At 59.9% G+C, this 17,907-nt stretch carries 11 protein-coding genes and 4 pseudogenes; 9 read left to right on the plus strand and 6 right to left on the minus strand.

The window, feature by feature from the left end:
* Positions 1-47 precede the first annotated feature (47 nt).
* From LJU32_23305 to LJU32_23315, 3 genes are all read right to left on the minus strand, one after another.
* Positions 48-938 carry a pseudouridine synthase gene (locus LJU32_23305; GenBank protein WKV88348.1) on the minus strand — a complete coding sequence of 297 codons (891 nt, stop codon included), beginning with the start codon at positions 936-938 and terminating at the stop codon, positions 48-50.
* Positions 939-1,008: 70 nt separating this feature from the next.
* Entirely contained in the window at positions 1,009-1,326 is a 318-nt protein-coding gene (locus LJU32_23310; protein ID WKV88349.1) for a transcriptional regulator, read from the minus strand.
* A 114-nt stretch (positions 1,327-1,440) separates the two neighbouring features.
* The gene (locus tag LJU32_23315) at positions 1,441-1,677 is read right to left on the minus strand and encodes a glutaredoxin family protein (GenBank protein WKV88350.1); all 237 of its coding nucleotides are present in this window, start codon (positions 1,675-1,677) and stop codon (positions 1,441-1,443) included.
* A 199-nt stretch (positions 1,678-1,876) separates the two neighbouring features.
* On the opposite strand from LJU32_23315, the gene LJU32_23320 reads away from it, so the two are divergent.
* Positions 1,877-3,589, plus strand: a complete 1,713-nt coding sequence (locus LJU32_23320) for a monovalent cation:proton antiporter-2 (CPA2) family protein (GenBank protein ID WKV88351.1) — start codon at positions 1,877-1,879, stop codon at positions 3,587-3,589.
* Here the strand turns inward: LJU32_23320 and LJU32_23325 are convergent.
* Positions 3,586-4,794, minus strand: coding sequence for an ammonium transporter (locus tag LJU32_23325; protein ID WKV88352.1), 1,209 nt, complete (start codon positions 4,792-4,794; stop codon positions 3,586-3,588). The genes LJU32_23320 and LJU32_23325 overlap by 4 nt on opposite strands.
* A 301-nt stretch (positions 4,795-5,095) precedes the next feature.
* Between LJU32_23325 and LJU32_23330 the strand changes: the two genes are divergently transcribed.
* The 8 genes and pseudogenes from LJU32_23330 (at position 5,096) to LJU32_23365 (ending at position 16,472) form a co-directional block, all read left to right on the plus strand.
* On the plus strand, positions 5,096-5,410 hold the full coding sequence (locus LJU32_23330) for a YqjD family protein (protein ID WKV88353.1): 315 nt from the start codon (positions 5,096-5,098) through the stop codon (positions 5,408-5,410).
* 2 nt (positions 5,411-5,412) lie between these two features.
* Positions 5,413-5,799 carry a phage holin family protein gene (locus LJU32_23335; GenBank protein ID WKV88354.1) on the plus strand — a complete coding sequence of 129 codons (387 nt, stop codon included), beginning with the start codon at positions 5,413-5,415 and terminating at the stop codon, positions 5,797-5,799.
* Positions 5,796-6,134: a hypothetical protein gene (locus LJU32_23340; protein ID WKV88355.1), complete on the plus strand. Its 339-nt coding sequence runs from the start codon at positions 5,796-5,798 to the stop codon at positions 6,132-6,134. Before LJU32_23335 ends, LJU32_23340 begins: the two co-directional genes overlap by 4 nt.
* A 120-nt stretch (positions 6,135-6,254) precedes the next feature.
* Positions 6,255-7,417, plus strand: a pseudogene (locus LJU32_23345) (EAL domain-containing protein).
* Positions 7,418-7,486: 69 nt separating this feature from the next.
* Positions 7,487-8,815 (plus strand): deoxyguanosinetriphosphate triphosphohydrolase, encoded by a 1,329-nt coding sequence (locus LJU32_23350; protein ID WKV88356.1) that lies wholly within the window; start codon positions 7,487-7,489, stop codon positions 8,813-8,815.
* Between the two features lie 392 nt (positions 8,816-9,207).
* Positions 9,208-9,833 (plus strand): annotated as a pseudogene (locus LJU32_23355) (response regulator transcription factor).
* An 8-nt stretch (positions 9,834-9,841) separates the two neighbouring features.
* A pseudogene (locus LJU32_23360) lies at positions 9,842-13,480 on the plus strand (transporter substrate-binding domain-containing protein).
* A gap of 49 nt (positions 13,481-13,529) precedes the next feature.
* A pseudogene (locus LJU32_23365) lies at positions 13,530-16,472 on the plus strand (HD domain-containing protein).
* On the opposite strand, the gene LJU32_23370 reads toward LJU32_23365, so the two are convergent.
* The gene (locus LJU32_23370) at positions 16,473-16,955 is read right to left on the minus strand and encodes a GAF domain-containing protein (GenBank protein WKV88357.1); all 483 of its coding nucleotides are present in this window, start codon (positions 16,953-16,955) and stop codon (positions 16,473-16,475) included.
* Positions 16,952-17,842, minus strand: coding sequence for an ATP-binding protein (locus LJU32_23375; protein WKV88358.1), 891 nt, complete (start codon positions 17,840-17,842; stop codon positions 16,952-16,954). Before LJU32_23375 ends, LJU32_23370 begins: the two co-directional genes overlap by 4 nt.
* Between the last annotated feature and the right edge of the window lie 65 nt (positions 17,843-17,907).

The raw sequence follows: 17,907 nt of genomic DNA on the forward strand, positions 1-17,907 counted from the left end.
ATTGTCATGCGGGCTTTTTCATGGGCGCTCGAAAAACGGGTTCAGCTTCACCACTGCAAAGTGATTTGACTCTCGAACTCTCGCGCCTCGCCCGTCACCGGATCCACGAAGCGCAGCCCTTGCGCGAGCAGCTTCAACGGATTGGCGTAGTCGTCCACGACATCTTTCAACACGGTCGGATAAAACGGATCGTTGCAGATACTCGCGCCCAAAGCCGTCATGTGCACACGCAGCTGATGCTTCTTGCCGGTCACGGGAAACAGGCCATAGCGCCACAGATCGCCATTTTTCTCGCGGACCTCCACTGCCGTTTCGGTATTGCTGACCCCAGGCCCTTCCTGCATGCGGAAGAATGGCTCGCCATCGACTAACCGGCTCTTGTGCACCAACGGGAAATTTAGCTCAGGCAGCGCCGGGGCAATCGCTTCGTAGCGCTTGTCGATCTGCCGCGTCGGGAACAACGACTGATAGGCGGAACGGGTTTGCGGATTCGCCGAGAAGATCACCAACCCTGCGGTGTGCCGATCGATGCGGTGCAGCGGCACCAGATGCGGATTGTCCAGCCGATGGATGAGACGCCGCAGCAGGGTTTGTTCGACATATTCCCCGGCCGGGGTGACTGGCAGAAAGTGAGGTTTGTCGGCCACCACCAAGTGTTCATCGGCATAGAGAATCGACTCGAGCACCGGGATCGGCTTTTCGTCCGGCACCTCACGAAAGTAATGAATGCGCAGCCCTTCCTTGTACGGCAGGTCCAGGGCAATTGGCTGGCCCTGCGCATCCAGCACCCGTCCGCGAGCAATCCGGTCGAGCCACTGTTCGCGGCCGATGGCACTGAAGTGCTCGCAGAGACAATCGAGTACCGTCAGCCAGGGACCGGGCGGCAAATACAAGGTGCTGGCCTGATTGTGCGCAGCGGAAAATACGGGGCTGGTCATACGAAACAGAAATCCTCAATGCAGGCCGGCATTATCCAACAGTGAGGCAAAGCGACCTAGCGCAGTTTGATCAGGCTGGAATCGATTTGAGGGCCGCCGCTTCGGTGAACTCCTTCAGCCAGCGCAACACATCGACCGCTTCCCAACGCCCCGGGTCGTACAAGGCATACAGCAACCCCTGATAACCCACCACATCCAGCTGCTTGTGATAACCAGCGCGTTGAAAAAGGGCTTCGATTTCGGCAAAGCAGGTATTGAAATGCAGCTTGTTGAATGGCGTCTTGCCTTCCGTGACCAGCCCGTCCAGGCGCAATTCGAGGACCGCCTCGCGCACCACGTCGACCGACATCCGGTTAACGCTGCTCTTCAACTGTTCGACATTGACCACGGTTCATCCCTCTGACTCGATTGCTGTATGAACATACAGTAACCGAAGAAGCCAGCGAGTGCCAACGCAAGGATGGGTTGCCGCGACCAGCGGAGGCATCAAGGCACAACCTCATCAACCTAAAAACGCCACCACCTGGTCGGCACTGAAAGGCCAGTCCAGCTCCGCGCCGGTGTCGATGCGTCGCAGTACCGGAATGCGCAAGCTGTACTTTTCGAACCACGATTCGTCTTCGGCAATGTCCACCAGTTCCACCAGCAGACCGTGCTCGACGAAGGGCATCAGCTCGGCTTCGGCAACTTCACACAGGTGGCACCCAAGGGTGCCGAACAGCTGACATTCTGGAGGCATAACGGCGTTACCGGAAAAACAAGTGAGCCCATTCTAGGACGGCCCCGAATACTCGTCGACCCACCGCCGCCCGAAGGACATAACCCTGCCGGCGCAAAATCCTGACGCAAATCATTCAGCGCAGATTGCAAATGCGTCATCCTCGCGGACTTTTTGCCTCTACGCTTCAGAGGCCAACGCCCTGACAGCGGAGTGTCCCGTGTTTGCAAATCTGTTGATCATCCTCGCCTCATCCCTGGTGGTGATTGCCCTGTTCCGGCACCTGCGACTGCCGCCGGTGCTGGGTTACCTGTGCGTGGGATTACTGGTCGGGCCGAACGCATTCGACTGGGTCAACGAGAGCGAACATCTGCCCGATGTCGCCGAGCTGGGCGTGGTGTTTCTGCTGTTTTCGCTGGGTCTGGAGTTCTCCCTGTCGAAGATGATTGCGCTGCGTCAGGTGGTGTTTCGCCTCGGCAGTCAGCAAGTGCTGATCAGCACAGCGCTGCTCGGCACACTGTTGATGGGCCTGGGCATGCCGCTGATGCCGGCGCTGTTACTCGGCGCAGGGTTATCGCTGTCATCCACGGCGATCGTGACCAAGGAGCTGGGCAGTCTTGGTGAAGTATTCAGCAGCCACGGCCAGAACGCGGTCGGCGTGTTGCTGTTTCAGGACGTTGTCGCGGTATTGCTGCTGACACTGGTTCCGGTCTTCGCCGGCACCAGCGAGCAGGCCTGGTATTGGGCCTTGCCGTTGACCCTGGGCAAAACCGTGGTGCTGTTCTTCGGCCTGCTGCTCGCCAGTCGCTGGTTATTGCCACGGCTGTTTCATGAGGTGGCGGCCTCGCGCTCTGCGGAGCTGTTCGTCCTGCTGGCGCTGGTGATCGTGCTGCTGACTGCCTGGCTCACGCACTTGTTGGGGCTGTCGCCTGCACTCGGCGCTTTCCTCGCCGGCATGTTGCTCGGGGAAAGCCATTACCGGCACCAGATCGAAGCTGACATCCGGCCCTTTCGCGACATTCTGCTCGGCGTGTTCTTCGTCAGCATCGGCATGCTGATCGACCTGCAATTGTTCGTCAGTCACAGCCTGTTGATCATCGGCCTGACGCTCGGCCTGATGCTGATCAAGGGCATCGTGGTCGCGCTGCTGGTGAAGTGGCGCGGCAGTGACAGCGAAACCGCATGGCGCAGCGGCCTGGCCCTGGCCCAGGGTGGCGAATTCTGTTTTGCCTTGATGGCGCAGATGCAGCAGAACAACCTGTTGCCGGCCGAACCGGGCGCCCTGCTGCTCGCGGCGACGTTCTGTTCGATGCTGCTCACGCCACTGCTGTTGCGTGCGGCGCCGCGCATCGCCGCCGTGCTGCACCGCAAGCCCAATCAGGAAGCGCAGATCGAACAGATCAGCGCGCTCAACGCCGACCTCGACCAGCACGTGGTGATCTGCGGCTACGGTCGCGTCGGCCAGTCCATTGGCCGCTTCATGGGCAATGCGGGGCAAGCCTATGTTGCGCTGGACAACGATCCGGTGCGGGTGCAGGAAGCCGCATCTGCGGAAAGCGACGTACACTACGGCGACTCGGCGCGTGGCGATCTGCTTACTGCGGTTGGCCTGTTGCGCGCCAGGCTGCTGGTAATCGCCGTGGATCAGAGCGACGTGGCGTTGCGCATTCTGCGCGAAGCCCGCCGACTCAACCGACAGGTGCCGATTCTGGTACGCACCCGTGACGACAGCCAATCGGCGGAACTCAGAGCCGCCGGTGCCACCGAGGTGGTGCCGGAGCTTTTGGAGTCGAGCCTGATGCTCGCTTCACATGCGCTGATCATGCTCGGCCTGCCCGCGCACAAAGTGCAGGAGAAGGTCGATCAAGTGCGTATCGATCGCTATCGCCTGCTCCACGGTTTCTATCCCGGAGCCAATGATGAGGAAATCTAGTCCTGACTCACCGCGCCGATCTTGTGCAGCGACAGGTCGGCGCCGTAATACTCTTGTTCCTGACTCAGGCGCAGCCCATGCAATGCCTTGATCGCGCCGTAAACAACGAAGCCGCCAACCAGCGCCACCGCGACGCCGAGCGCAGTGCCGATCATCTGGCTGATCAGGCTGACGCCGCCCAGGCCACCCAGCGCGGTCTGGCCGAAGATGCCGCAGGCAATCCCGCCCCACACGCCACACAAGCCATGCAATGGCCAGACGCCCAGCACATCGTCGATGCGCCATTTGACTTGAGCAGCGGTAAAGCACCAGACAAACAAGGCTCCGGCGACCGCGCCTGTCACCAGCGCACCGACTGGATGCATCAGATCGGATCCCGCGCAGATCGCCACCAGACCGGCCAACGGGCCGTTGTGCAGAAAGCCCGGGTCATTGCGTCCGACGATCAACGCCGCGACGGTACCGCCAACCATGGCCATCAGCGAGTTGACCGCGACAAGGCCACTGACACCTTGCAGCGTCTGCGCGCTCATCACGTTGAAGCCGAACCAGCCGACAATCAGGATCCACGAGCCCAGTGCCAGAAACGGAATGCTCGACGGCGCAAACGCGACCAGGCGTCCATCGCGATAGCGGCCATTGCGCGGGCCGAGCAGCAGAACAGCGGCCAGCGCCAGCCAACCGCCCATGGCATGCACCACCACCGAACCGGCGAAATCATGGAACGCCGCGCCAAACTGCGCTGCCAGCCAGCCCTGCAAGCCGAAGTTGCCGTTCCAGATCAGTCCCTCATAGAACGGATAGATAAACGCCACGATCAGCGCCGTCGCGCACAACTGCGGAACAAACCGCGCGCGCTCGGCAATGCCGCCGGAAATGATCGCCGGGATCGCGGCAGCGAAGGTCAGCAGGAAGAAAAACTTCACCAGTCCATAGCCATGATCGTTCGTCAGCGCCGCAGCCGGTTGCATGAAGGTGACGCCGTAGGAGATCCAATAGCCTATAAAGAAATAGGCCAGGGTCGAGACGGCGAAGTCACTGAGGATTTTCGCCAGTGCGTTGACCTGGTTTTTCTGCCGGACCGTCCCGACTTCCAGAAAGGCGAAACCGGCGTGCATGGCCAGTACCATCACTGCACCGATCAGAATGAACAACGTATTGGAACTGTGGACCAGCGTGTCCACAGCGCTTTGCAGATTTTCCATGAGAAGGCAGACCTGAAGGCTGAAAAGGCACCAAAGCGGTTCATGCAGACATTTCTTGCACCAAGTTGTACCCCGCCAGTCATCCCACTGCACAATGGCCGACTTGATTTGGTGCACAGATCAATGTCCGATCACGAACCGCAAGCATCTGAATTGGATTTTTTGCCGGGACGCCCGGCAACAGCGCACACACACCGAGCTACGCACCACGACACAGCAAAAGTTGTACCAGGCATTTGTACTGAACCTTCGCGCAAGGCTCATACTCGAACGCTTCAAAGCCACCTACGGAGATCCACCAATGGCCAGCATCAAGGCAAAGACTGCTCAAGAAATCCTGATGAACGACTTCCAGACTCTGGTCGCCGACACCGAACGCTTGCTCGAGCACACCAAGACCCTCGCGGGTGATCAGGCCGATGAGCTGCGCGCCCAGATTCATGACAGCCTGCTGCGCGCCCGGGAAACCCTGAAAGTGACTGAAGACACGCTGCGCGAACGCGGTCAGGCGGCGGTCACCGCCACTGAAGATTATGTGTCGGCCAACCCATGGCAGTCGGTGGGCATCGCTGCCGGCGTCGGCTTTCTGATCGGCCTGCTGGCCACTCGGCGCTGATCATGTCGATCGGTGAATCCGGCCCGACTGCGGGCACCGCCTCTTCCACGCGTCGTCTCGGCGCCGCCGTTCTGGGCCTGCTGCACAGCCATGTCGAGTTGTTTGGCATCGAATTGCAGGAGCAGAAATCACGCACCGTCAGCCTGCTGCTGTTCGCCGGTCTGGCGCTGGTGTTTGCCCTGCTGTTGCTGGTAGGTCTGTCGACGCTGGTGATGATCATTTTCTGGGACACCTACCGTTTGCCAGCGATCATCGGCCTGTGCGTTTTCTATACGCTGGCCTCGATCTTCTGCGGTCTGCGCCTCAAGGCTGCAATTTTCGATGAGTCCTCACCTTTCCACGGCACGCTCGAAGAGTTGGCCAACGACCGGGAGCGCCTGTTGCCATGAGCCTGCCTGAACTTCCACACAACAGCTCGCGTCGGGAAATGCGCAAGGCACTGATCCGCCTGCGCATGGAAATGCATCGTCAGGAAATCCGCCACGAAACCGCGCAAGTCCTGCAACCCTTGCAGCGCATGCGCGGCATGAAGCAGAACGTGCAGGACGGTTTCGGCATCAAGCATGCGCCGTTGTGGGGCGTGGCGGCGGTGACGCTGCTGGGTTTCCTCACCGGCAAAGGCTCGAAACGCGGCAGTGGTGGCGGCTTGACGCGACTGCTGCGTCTGGGCACGACGCTTGGGCCGCTGATCAGACTGGTCATGCACAGCTCGGGCAAACGCTGAGCCGACTTCTCTGGCTACAATCTTGCAATAGCGCCGGGATGAACCCTCTTATCGGAGGGTTCAATTCCGCGCGCCTATCCGGCAAACGCGGCCAACGAACAATAAGATTAAGGACCTGCCGTGATCGAGGGGCAACCGCTCGCCTGCTTTCAGCCTTTTATCGACACCGCCACCGGGCGCATTGCCGGCGTTGAAGCACTGGGTCGCTTGCGCCAGAGCGATGGTCAACTGACCTCGGTCGGGCCATTGTTCGCCGATCCGCGGACCCCGTCGACCGCCCTGCGCCGTCTCGATCGGCAGATCCGTGACCACGCGCTCAGTTGTCTGCATGAAGCCCCGGCGGACTGGTTTCTCAGCCTGAACATGTCGCCACGCTGGATCAGCCGCCTGCGCGCCGACCAAGCGCTGCCCAGTCTCAAGCAGCTGGCGCGGCATGACGTTGACCCGCGGCGCATCGTTTTCGAGATCACTGAGTTGGGCGGTAACAGCGAACGCCTGGCCCAGGTGGTGGCGCGCTACCGCGAGGCTGGCGCAAGAATCGCCATCGACGATTTCGGCGCCGGCTATTCGCAACTGGATCGGGTACTGGCCCTGCAACCGGACATTCTCAAGCTCGACATGCGCCTGTTTCAGGCTGCGGCCCTCGGCGGCCCGAGCAGTGACGTGGTCAAAGCGCTTGCGCAGATGGCCGAAAAAACCGGCTGCTGGATCATCGCAGAAGGCGTCGAAACCGAGGCGCAGCTGAATTTCGCCCTGGAATGCGGCTCACGCTACGTACAGGGATTTCTCTTCGCCGGGGCGCAGGAAGAGTTCTTCGCCACGGATGCTTTCGTCGCGCATTTCGCTCGTTTGCGACAGCGCTACGTGATGCAGAAACTCAGCGAGCGCGGGCGGCTGATGCAGATGCGTCAGCAACTCGGCGAGTTGATGGCGATTCTGCAGCAATGGGCGCAAGCCCGCGCACCGCTCAGCGCACTGCCACAACTTCAGGCCTTCCCTGGCTACTGCGCTTTTACCAATGCGATCGCCACGGCACCCAGCTGACACCCAACCTGGAATGGCGTCAGGGCGGCTGGTTCGCTGATGATCGCTACCTGGGGCACAACTGGTCGTGGCGACCGTACTTCTATCACCTGCTCGCCGAAGGCTGGGAAGAGCGCCGCCTGACCCTGTCCAACACCTATCGCGATGCTACCAGTAACCAGTATTGCCTGACTGCCGGACAGTTCTTCGATAACGGTGAGCGACTGTTGTTGATCGATATCGATGCGGCAGGCCTGTAGTTCTGCTTGCAGGCGCCGGGCCGAACCGGGAAGCTAGGGCGATCAGTCACCAGACGGAGAGATTCAGCCTTGGATTGGCCTACCCTGCTCAACCGCGAACGCCTCGGCAAGCCGCTGCACAGCCCGCAAGAACTCGGCCGCAGCCCTTTTCACAAAGACCATGACCGCATCATTTTCTCCGGTGCCTTCCGCCGTCTCGGGCGCAAGACTCAAGTGCATCCGGTCACCAGCAACGATCACATTCACACTCGCCTGACCCACTCGCTGGAAGTCAGTTGTGTCGGCCGTTCGCTGGGCATGCGTGTCGGTGAAACCTTGCGCAGCGCGCTGCCAGACTGGTGCGACCCGGCCGACCTCGGCATGGTCGTGCAATCGGCCTGCCTGGCGCATGACATCGGCAACCCGCCATTCGGCCATTCCGGCGAAGACGCCATCCGCCACTGGTTCCAACAAGCCGCCGGGCGCGGCTGGCTCGATGGCATGAGCGACGCCGAGCGCGGTGACTTCCTCAATTTCGAAGGCAACGCTCAGGGCTTTCGCGTGCTGACGCAGCTGGAATATCACCAGTTCGATGGCGGCACGCGTCTGACCTACGCGACCCTGGGCACCTATCTGAAGTACCCGTGGACCGCGCGCCACGCCGACTCTCTCGGCTACAAGAAACACAAATTCGGTTGCTACCAGAGCGAACTGCCGTTGCTCGAACAGATCGCCCACAAGCTCGGCCTGCCGCAGCTCGAAGACCAGCGCTGGGCACGCCATCCACTGGTGTATCTGATGGAGGCCGCCGATGACATCTGCTACGCGTTGATCGATCTGGAAGACGGTCTCGAGATGGAGCTGCTCGACTACGCCGAAGTCGAATCGCTGCTGCTGGGCCTGGTCGGTGACGACTTGCCGGAAACCTATCGCCAGCTCGGCCCGCAGGATTCCCGCCGACGCAAACTGGCGATCCTGCGCGGCAAGGCCATCGAGCACCTGACCAACGCGGCAGCGCGGGCATTTGTCGAACAGCAGGACGCCCTGCTCGCGGGTACGCTGCACGGCGATCTGGTCGAACACATGCACGGGCCGGCCAAGCGCTGCGTGTTGAATGCCAAGGACATCGCGCGCAAGAAGATCTTCCAGGACAAACGCAAGACGCTGCATGAGATCGGCGCCTATACCACGCTGGAGATTCTGCTCAATTCGTTCTGCGGCGCCGCACTGGAACAACACAACGGCCGCACGCCGTCGTTCAAGAGTCGGCGCATCCTCGATCTGCTCGGCAACAACGCGCCCGATCCGCAGGGCTCGCTGCACAGCTCGTTTCTGCGCATGATCGATTTCATCGCCGGCATGACCGACAGTTACGCCAGCGACATGGCGCTGGAAATGACCGGACGTTCAAGTCACTGATCGCGCTGTATCTGGCCTGCTGCTGATCGGGCCGGCCAAATACAGTGACGTTCTCCGGCCCGACTGCACCAAACCTCAAACATGGTGGTTTCTCTCGCTGAATGCAGTCGGGCTATCGTCAAGTCATCAGATAAAACAAACAGCGTGGGTTAAACACAACTTTAAACACATGCAAATAATGGAGATCGATATTAACCAAGGAACCAGATTTCGCTAAAAGCCAGCAACGACCGCGCACTTCCTTACGTCAAACCTAATTTCAACGTAGTCCGATTCTTCATTGTGCGTAGGATTAATCCGATAGCGTAGTCGAGCCCCCGGCAGTCCATGCGAGTGTTCATTCAACTGAGCTAAGGTGCGCGCTTTATTCATGCTTGCATGGGACTCTATTTATGAACTCCGTTTTTATTGTGGACGATCACCCGGTCATCCGTCTCGCCGTGCGAATGTTGCTGGAACATGAAGGCTACAAGGTCGTCGGTGAGACCGATAACGGAGTTGATGCCATGCAAATGGTCCGTGAATGCATGCCCGACCTGGTCATTCTCGATATCAGCATCCCCAAGCTGGACGGCCTGGAAGTACTGGCGCGTTTCAATAGTATGGGTTCGAATTTCAAGATCCTTATTCTGACGGCACAGTGTCCTACGCTGTTCGGCATCCGTTGCATGCAATCGGGAGCATCGGGCTATGTCTGTAAACAGGAAGACTTGAGCGAACTGGTCAGCGCAATTAAAGCGGTACTGTCCGGTTACAACTATTTCCCAGCCAGGCGCTCAATCCGGTTCGCAGCGACGATATCAGGTACGCCGAGCTGGAATTATTCAAAGCCGTCAACGATCGCGAATTAATGGTGTTGCAGTTATTTGCCCAAGGACGTACCAACAAGGAAATCGCCAAGGGCATGTTTCTGAGCAACAAGACCGTAAGCACCTACAAAAAGCGCCTGATGCAAAAACTCAAGGCCAGGTCCCTTGTAGAACTTATCGAAATGGCCAAACGCAACGCACTCGTGTGAGACCCCGCATGCCCAGCCGTTTGAAGGACTATCTAATCGCCTTGAGCGCAGGTCTGTGCCTGAGCGCCAATGCGTCTGCCATGCCGGGCGAATCAGCGGAATACGCCTTGCTCAGCCGGGCGACCGCAGCCGTTCCGGTTGCCTTGCAGCCGGTCCAACGGCAGTGGCTGCGGACGCGCAAAGAATTGATCCTGGGAACGTCTGCACCTGACTATCCGCCGTTCGACATGACCGTCAGCGGCAAGGAGTACGAGGGACTGACCGCCGACTACGCAGGGATTATCGGCAAGGCCACTGGCTTGCCGATTCGGGTGCAACGCTTTGCCTCACGCGACGCCGCAATCAGCGCATTGATCAATGGCCAGGTCGACGTGCTCGGCACAGCAAATGGATACGAAGCAGGTAATGCCAACCTGGCCCTCTCCATTCCCTATGCAGTCGATCAGCCGGTGCTGGTGACGCGCGAGGACGAAACCCGCTCACTGACTGAAGGCCTGGCCGGCCTGCGCTTGAGCATGGTCTATCACTATCTGCCGCTGCCCGAGATCAGAGCGATGTATCCCAAGGCGCTGATCACCTGTTACCCGTCCTACCAGAACGCAATCAACGCGGTTGCCTTTGATCAGGCCGACGTGTTTCTCGGCGACACCCTCTCCACCCATTACATGATCAACAAGGGCTATCTCAACAACGTGCGCATGGCCAATTTCGGCAAGCAGGAAGCCCAGGGCTTCAGCTTCGCGGTACGGCGCAGCAATCCGCACCTGTTGAGCGTGATCGACACGGTGCTCGAGGCAGTCCCGGGCACTCAGCGTGACGACATTGCCAAACGCTGGAGCGCCGGCAGCGACCTGCTGCTGACGGACAGGAAACTCCAGCTGACGGAGCGCGAGGAAAGCTGGCTCAAACAACATCCGGTGGTCAACGTTGTCGTCAATGAAGCTTACGCACCGCTGACGTTCTTCGACAGTGCAGGCAACTTTCGCGGCATCAGCGCCGATCTGCTCGAGCTGATTCGCTTGCGTACCGGGTTGCGTTTCAATATTCAACGCAGTCGCAATGACGCAGAAATGATCAAGCAAATCGACAACCACAAAGCCGATCTGATTGCCGCCCTGCTGCCCAGCGCCGAACGTGAAAAAACTGCATTTCAGTCGCCCGTATCTGGAAAACTCCTATGTACTGCTCACCCGCAAAAGCGCCGATGGTCCGACCAACCTGGCGCAGCTGAAAGGCAAGCGGTTGGCCATCGCTCAGGGCAACCCGCTGATCGACAACCTGCGCCAGGAACATCCCGGCATTGAGCTGATCGAAACACCTGACACGTTCAGTGCCGTGTCGATGCTTGCCGAAAACCATGTCGAGGGTGCAGTGAATTCGTTGGTGATTGCCAACTACTTCATCTCTTCGCGCATCTTTGACCGGCCATTGCAGATCACCACCACGATCGGCACCGGCCAGGCCGCTTTTTCGCTGGCGACCGCCCGGGACAATACTGAACTGGCCTCGATCATCAACAAGGCACTATTGAGCATCGCCCCCGAAGAACTCGGCGTTATCAATGGTCGCTGGCGCGGGTATTCCACTGCCTCGCAGAACATCTGGCAAAACTACCAGCGCCTGTTCTATCAAGTGGTCGCCGCGGCTGCCCTGGTACTGCTGTTGCTGTTGACCTGGAATGCCTATATGCGTCATCAGATCAAACAGCGCCAGGCCGCCGAACGTGCATTGAGCGACCAACTGGAATTCATGCGCTCGCTGGTCAATGGCACACCGCATCCGATCTATGTCCGTGACCGACAGGGTCTTCTGCAAAGTTGCAACGACAGTTATCTCGAAGCGTTCAATGCCCGGCGCGAGGACATCATTGGCAAAGGTGTCATGCAGGGCACGCTGAGCAATGCGTTCGAAGCACAGGCATTCCATGCCGATTACCAGAGAGTCATCGCCGAAGGCACTCCGTTGATACTTGACCGGCCGCTGCATATCGGCAACCGACGCCTGACCATCTATCACTGGATACTTCCCTATCGCGACTCCAGCGGCGCGGTCCAGGGCATCATCGGCGGCTGGATCGACATCAGCGAACGCCGCCAATTGTTCGATGAGCTGCGCGCGGCCAAGGAGCGGGCGGACGAGGCGAATCGGGCCAAGAGTACATTTCTGGCGACCATGAGCCATGAAATACGCACGCCGATGAATGCCGTGATCGGGATGCTCGAACTGACCCTCAGACGCATTGATCCGCACCATCCTGATCGCGCGTCGATCGACACGGCCTACCATTCGGCCAAGGACCTGTTGGGCTTGATCGGCGACATTCTCGACATAGCGCGCATCGAATCCGGGCGCCTTGGCCTGTGTCCGGAATGGATCAATCTGGTCGACACGGTCAATTCCGTTGCGCGCATCTTCGACGGTCTTGCCCGACAGAAGAATCTCGCCTTGCAAACTGTCTTCAACCCCGGGATCCGGCCGTAGATGTGCACCTGGACCCACTGCGCTTCAAACAAGTGCTGTCCAACCTGGTCAGCAATGCCATCAAATTCACCGAACACGGGCACGTGCGGATTACCCTGGAAATGCTCACATCGGACGCCCCCGGACGCACCTTGATGCAATTGACCGTGCAGGACAGTGGAACCGGTATCAGTGCCGAGGACCAACAGCGTCTTTTCGAACCTTTCGCACAGGCGGAAAACGGCAGCCGGCAAGCCAAAAACGGCGCGGGGCTTGGACTGGTCATCAGTCGGAACCTGTGCGAAATGATGGGCGGGCAATTGCAGTTGAGCAGCCAGCCCGGCATCGGCACTCAAGTCTGCGTGTCGCTGCCACTGGACAGCCAGCCGGCGAAAATCAATCCGCAGAAAGGCGAACCGTTGATCAAGACCGCAACAACCCCATTACACGTACTGGTCGTCGACGACCATCCCGCCAATCGCCTGCTGATGTGCCAGCAACTGGAATTCCTCGGTCATCGCTTCAGCCTCGCCGAGGACGGCTGCAGCGGTCTCGAACTCTGGAAGTCAGGGCATTTCGATCTGGTGATTGTCGACTGCAACATGCCTTTGATGAACGGCTATGAGATGACTCGCGCGATTCGCCAACTGGAACTGCACAACCGCCGGCCGCCGTGCACCGTGCTGGGCTTCACCGCCAATGCACAGCCTGAAGAAATCCAGCGCTGCAAGCTTGCCGGCATGAACGATTGCCTGTTCAAGCCGTTGAGCCTGACCCTGCTCGGGCAGTGGATCGATGAAATCACACCGACCTTCCCCGCGCCGGTATTCGACCTGCAAAGTCTGAGCGTGCTGACGGGCGGCAACCCGGCGCAGACACGTCGCATGCTCGCGGAACTGCTTAAAAGCAGCCGTCTCGACCGCGAGGAACTGCTCACTCTGTCACCCGAAGATGATCGCGAAGCATTGGCCGTGGTTGCGCACAAGATCAAGGGCGCGGCACGCATCGCCCAGGCCTCGCGGTTGATCGAATGTTGCGACGCCCTCGAGGAAGCTTGCCAGCAAGCCCTCGCATCGCAGGAGATTGCCCGCCACTGGGCGGCCACCAGTCAGGCAATGCTCGAACTGGAACAGGCCCTGCAGAATCAATTGACCCTGGCCGATCAAGGCACATTGAGCGAGTCTTAACTATGCTTTGGCGCTGAGCAGTGAGTTAAACATTCATGGAGAGCCTGCAATGCACAGCCCACTGCGCCCCGAGCAACGCCGGTTGCCGCTGCACGTGCACATCAGCGTCATGTTCACCTTTCTCTTGTTGCTCACGGGCGTGGTGCTGGGCCTGTTCAATTACCACCAGACCACGCAAATCATCCTGTCAAGCAGCGAGAAACTGTTCGATCGCATCGAACAGGACGTACGCAACGACTTGCAGGCGACTTATCAGCCGATCCGCAACCTGCTGAGCCTGCTGGCAGAGACCCCGGCCGCCGACACTGGCAATTTCGAGCAGCGCCTGTCTTTGCTCAAGCCCTTCAGCCAGTCACTCAGCGACAACCCGGCACTGGCGTCGCTGTATCTGGGTTATGCCAGTGGCGACTTCTTCATGGTGCGGGCACTGCGCTCCGCGGCGATCAAAGCACAATTGCAGGCGCCGGACGCAGCGGCATACCAGGTCTGGAGCATCGAACACGACCCGCAAGGCGCCGTACGCTCGCAATCACTGTTCTTTGATCAGGCTCTGTCTCTGATCATTCGGCGCGAGCATCCCGAAGACGTGTACGATCCGCGCAGCCGAAACTGGTTCAGCGAGGCCCTGCAGCAGGCCGGGCAGATCACCACCGAGCCTTACGTATTTTTTCCACCCATAACGTCGGCACCACCCTGGCCCGACGCGCCGGCGAGCATGCCGTGATCGGTGCCGACCTGACGCTGGCCGCGTTGTCGACGACGCTGAACAAACATCGGGTCACCGCGTCGACCGAAATCGCCTTGTACGATGCCGATGGCAATGCCGTGGCTTATCCCGACAGCAGTCGCCTGATCGTCGATGACCGCACCGCGCGGCTCGCCAGAGCCGCCGATCTCAGCCCGGAGTTGAGCGCGCTGTTGAGCACTGAAAATAACGGCAAGCGCCTGCAGGTCAACGGTCGACAGTGGATTGTTGCGCGCACGAGTATTCAGGAAGGCGGACCGAAAGGTCTGCAATTGGCGCTGCTGGTGCCGGAAGACGAATTACTGGTGGATGCATTCCGCATGCGCTGGCAAGCCGCGCTGATTACCCTGACCATCCTCTTGCTGTGCCTGCCATTGGGCTGGGTGATTTCGCGGATTCTGGTCAAGCCGCTGCACGCCCTGGTCAAGGAAGCCGATGCGATCCGCAGCTTCGACTTCAATTTTCCGCTGGCGCGACGCTCCCTCGTACTGGAAGTCGATCAATTGAGCCTGTCAATGGCGCGGATGAGGGAAACCCTGGGGAGCTTCTTCCGGATCACCGACAGCCTGTGCGCCGAAACACGTTTTGCCCCGCTGCTCGAGCGCGTGCTGTTCGAAACCGTACAGATTGCCCAGGCGCAGGCCGGTCTGATCTACCTGCGCGAAGCCGATGGTGCGCGCATGGAACCTTATGGTCTGATCATCAACGGCGTGCCCCAGGCACTGGAGGCGTTCGATATTCAGGGGCGTGACCTGCACAAGAACACCGGGCCGGCCTGGTTCGAACAACTGGTCAGCGCGAACAATGTGGTCAGCCACCTGGGCTTCGATCAGGCGGGCGACTTGCAGAAAATCCTGCTGGCCATGGAATCGCCGCGCATTCATCTGATCGGTATCCGCCTGCACAACCAGCATGACGAAACCATCGGCCTGCTGATTTTGCTGGTCAATGACAGCGGCGCGCCGAGCGATCTGGAAAAGCTGCGGCCCGACCGCATCGCGTTTTTGCAAGCCGTCTCGGGCGCGGCGGCGGTCAGCATTGAAAGCCAGCGCCTGCAGGCCCGGCAAAAACAGTTGCTGGACGCGTTCATCCAACTGCTCGCCAGCGCAATCGACGCCAAGAGTCCGTACACCGGCGGCCATTGCCAGCGCGTGCCGGAGCTGACGCTGATGCTCGCCCAGGCTGCCGCCGCCAGCCAGGAACCGGCCTTCAGCGCCTATCAACCGAGCGAAGATGAATGGGAGGCGCTGCACATCGCCGCGTGGCTGCACGATTGCGGCAAGGTCACGACGCCGGAGTACGTGGTCGACAAAGCCACCAAACTCGAGACCATCCACGACCGCATCCACGAGATCCGCACCCGCTTCGAAGTGCTCAAGCGTGACGTGTGGATCAACTACTGGCAGACGCTGGCGGCAGGCGCAGACGAAGCTGCGCTGGCCGCTCGCGCGACCATGAGTTGCTGACGCTGGATGAAGATTTTGCCTTTGTCGCCCGCTGCAATCTCGGTGGCGAGGCCATGGCCGAGGCCGATCTGCAACGCCTTGAGCAGATTGCCAAGCGCACCTGGATGCGCACACTCGACGATCGCCTCGGTGTGTCCTGGGAGGAAAACGGCCGTCAGGCAAAAACGCCGGCGCCGGCGTTGCCCGTCAGCGAAAGGCTGCTCGCCGACAAACCCGAGCACCTGATCGAACGCAACCAGAACGAACTGATCCCGGAAGACAACCCCTGGGGCTTCAAGCTCGATGTGCCCACCTACAAATACAACCGCGGTGAGCTGTACAACCTGAAGATCAACCGTGGCACGCTGACCCGCGAAGAGCGCTACATCATCAATCACCACATGGTGCAGACGATCATGATGCTCAGCCACCTGCCCTTCCCCGGCCACCTGGACAGCATTGCCGAGATCGCCGGCGGTCATCATGAAAAAATGGACGGCACCGGCTATCCGAAACGGTTGAAGCGCGAGGAAATGAGCCTGCCGGCCAGAATGATGGCAGTTGCTGATATTTTCGAAGCGCTGACAGCGGCCGATCGGCCTTACAAGAAAGCCAAGACGCTGAGCGAGGCGCTGGGGATCATGGCGACCATGTGCCGTGAAGCGCACATCGATGCGCCACTGTTTGGCCTGTTCATCAACGAGGGGTGTACATGCAGTACGCGACGCGGTTTCTCGATCCAGCGCAAATCGACAGCGTGGACACGGCCAGCCTGTTGCACAAGGCTGGCCTCAGCGGTTGATCAGCAGTCGGTCAGGCGCAGGAAAATCGCCGCCAGCTGCTCGATGCCGGCCTGATCTTCGGCGCCGAAACGCGCCAGCTTCGGGCTGTCGAGGTCGAGCACGCCGATCAGGCGACCGTCCTTGACCAACGGCACAACCAGTTCGCTGTTGGACGCGCTGTCGCAGGCGATGTGGCCGGGGAATGCATGCACATCCTCGACGCGCTGGGTCTGCAGACTGGCAGCAGCGGCGCCACATACGCCACGGCCGAACGGGATGCGCACGCAAGCGATCTGGCCCTGAAACGGGCCGAGCACCAGTTCTTCGTTGCGATTGAGGTAGAAACCGGCCCAGTTCAGATCATCGAGCTGGTTGAACAGGAACGCGGAAAACTGCGCGGCATTGGCGATGAAATCGCGCTCGTCCGCCAGCAGCGATTCCAGTTGCGCGGCCAACATACCGTAGCCTTCAAGGCCCCGGCCGCTGTGTTGCAAATCAATCATGCCTTGTGCTCCAGCAATTTCAGTCCCACCCAGTAGCGGGCGAATTGATACGCGCAACGTCCGTTGCGATTACCGCGGCCGGTGGCCCAGCGCACGGCGAGAATGTCCAGTGCTTCGTCGCGCTCCCAGCTCAGGCCGGCCTTGGCAGCCAACTGGCCGATCCAGTGTTCGACGACATTGAGGAAATGTTCTTGGGTAAACGGGTAGAACGACAGCCACAAGCCGAAACGGTCCGACAAGGCAATCTTGTCTTCCACCGCTTCGCTCGGGTGCAATTCGCCGTCGACGCGCTTCCAGTTTTCGTTGTCGCTTTCCTTTTCCGGCACCAGGTGGCGGCGGTTGGAAGTGGCGTACAGCAAGACGTTGTCGGGGGCCTGCTCGAGCGAACCATCGAGCACGCTTTTCAGCACGCGGTAGTCACCTTCGCCGGATTCGAACGACAAGTCATCGCAGAACAGCACGAAACGTTGCGGCAATTTGGCGACTTGCTCGACCACTCGTGGCAAGTCCGCCAGATGATCGCGCTCAATTTCGATCAGACGCAGGCCCGCGCCAGCGTGTTCGGCAAGCAACGCACGCACCAGCGAGGACTTGCCGGTACCGCGCGAGCCCCAGAGCAAGGCGTGGTTGGCCGGCATGCCATCAAGAAATTGTTGTGTGTTGCGGCCCAACTGCTCCAGCTGACGGTCGACGCCGATCAGGTCCGACAGGCGCATGTCGAGGCTGACTTCCAGCGGCAGCAGATAACCGCTGCGCCCGTCACGCTGCCAGCGCGCCGCCAGGCAAGTGTTCCAGTCAATCACAGGACGCGGTGCCGGCAACAGCGGTTCGATTCGCGCCAGAACCGACTCGGCGCGTTCAAGAAAAGCATTCAATCGTGAATCCACGTCTTCTCCTCGGGCACTTTCACAGTGATGATGACGATCCAGCGACCCTGCACAGATAGAAGTGC

The organism is Pseudomonas sp. B21_DOA (assembly GCA_030544685.1).
GTDB lineage: Bacteria > Pseudomonadota > Gammaproteobacteria > Pseudomonadales > Pseudomonadaceae > Aquipseudomonas > Aquipseudomonas fluorescens_AO.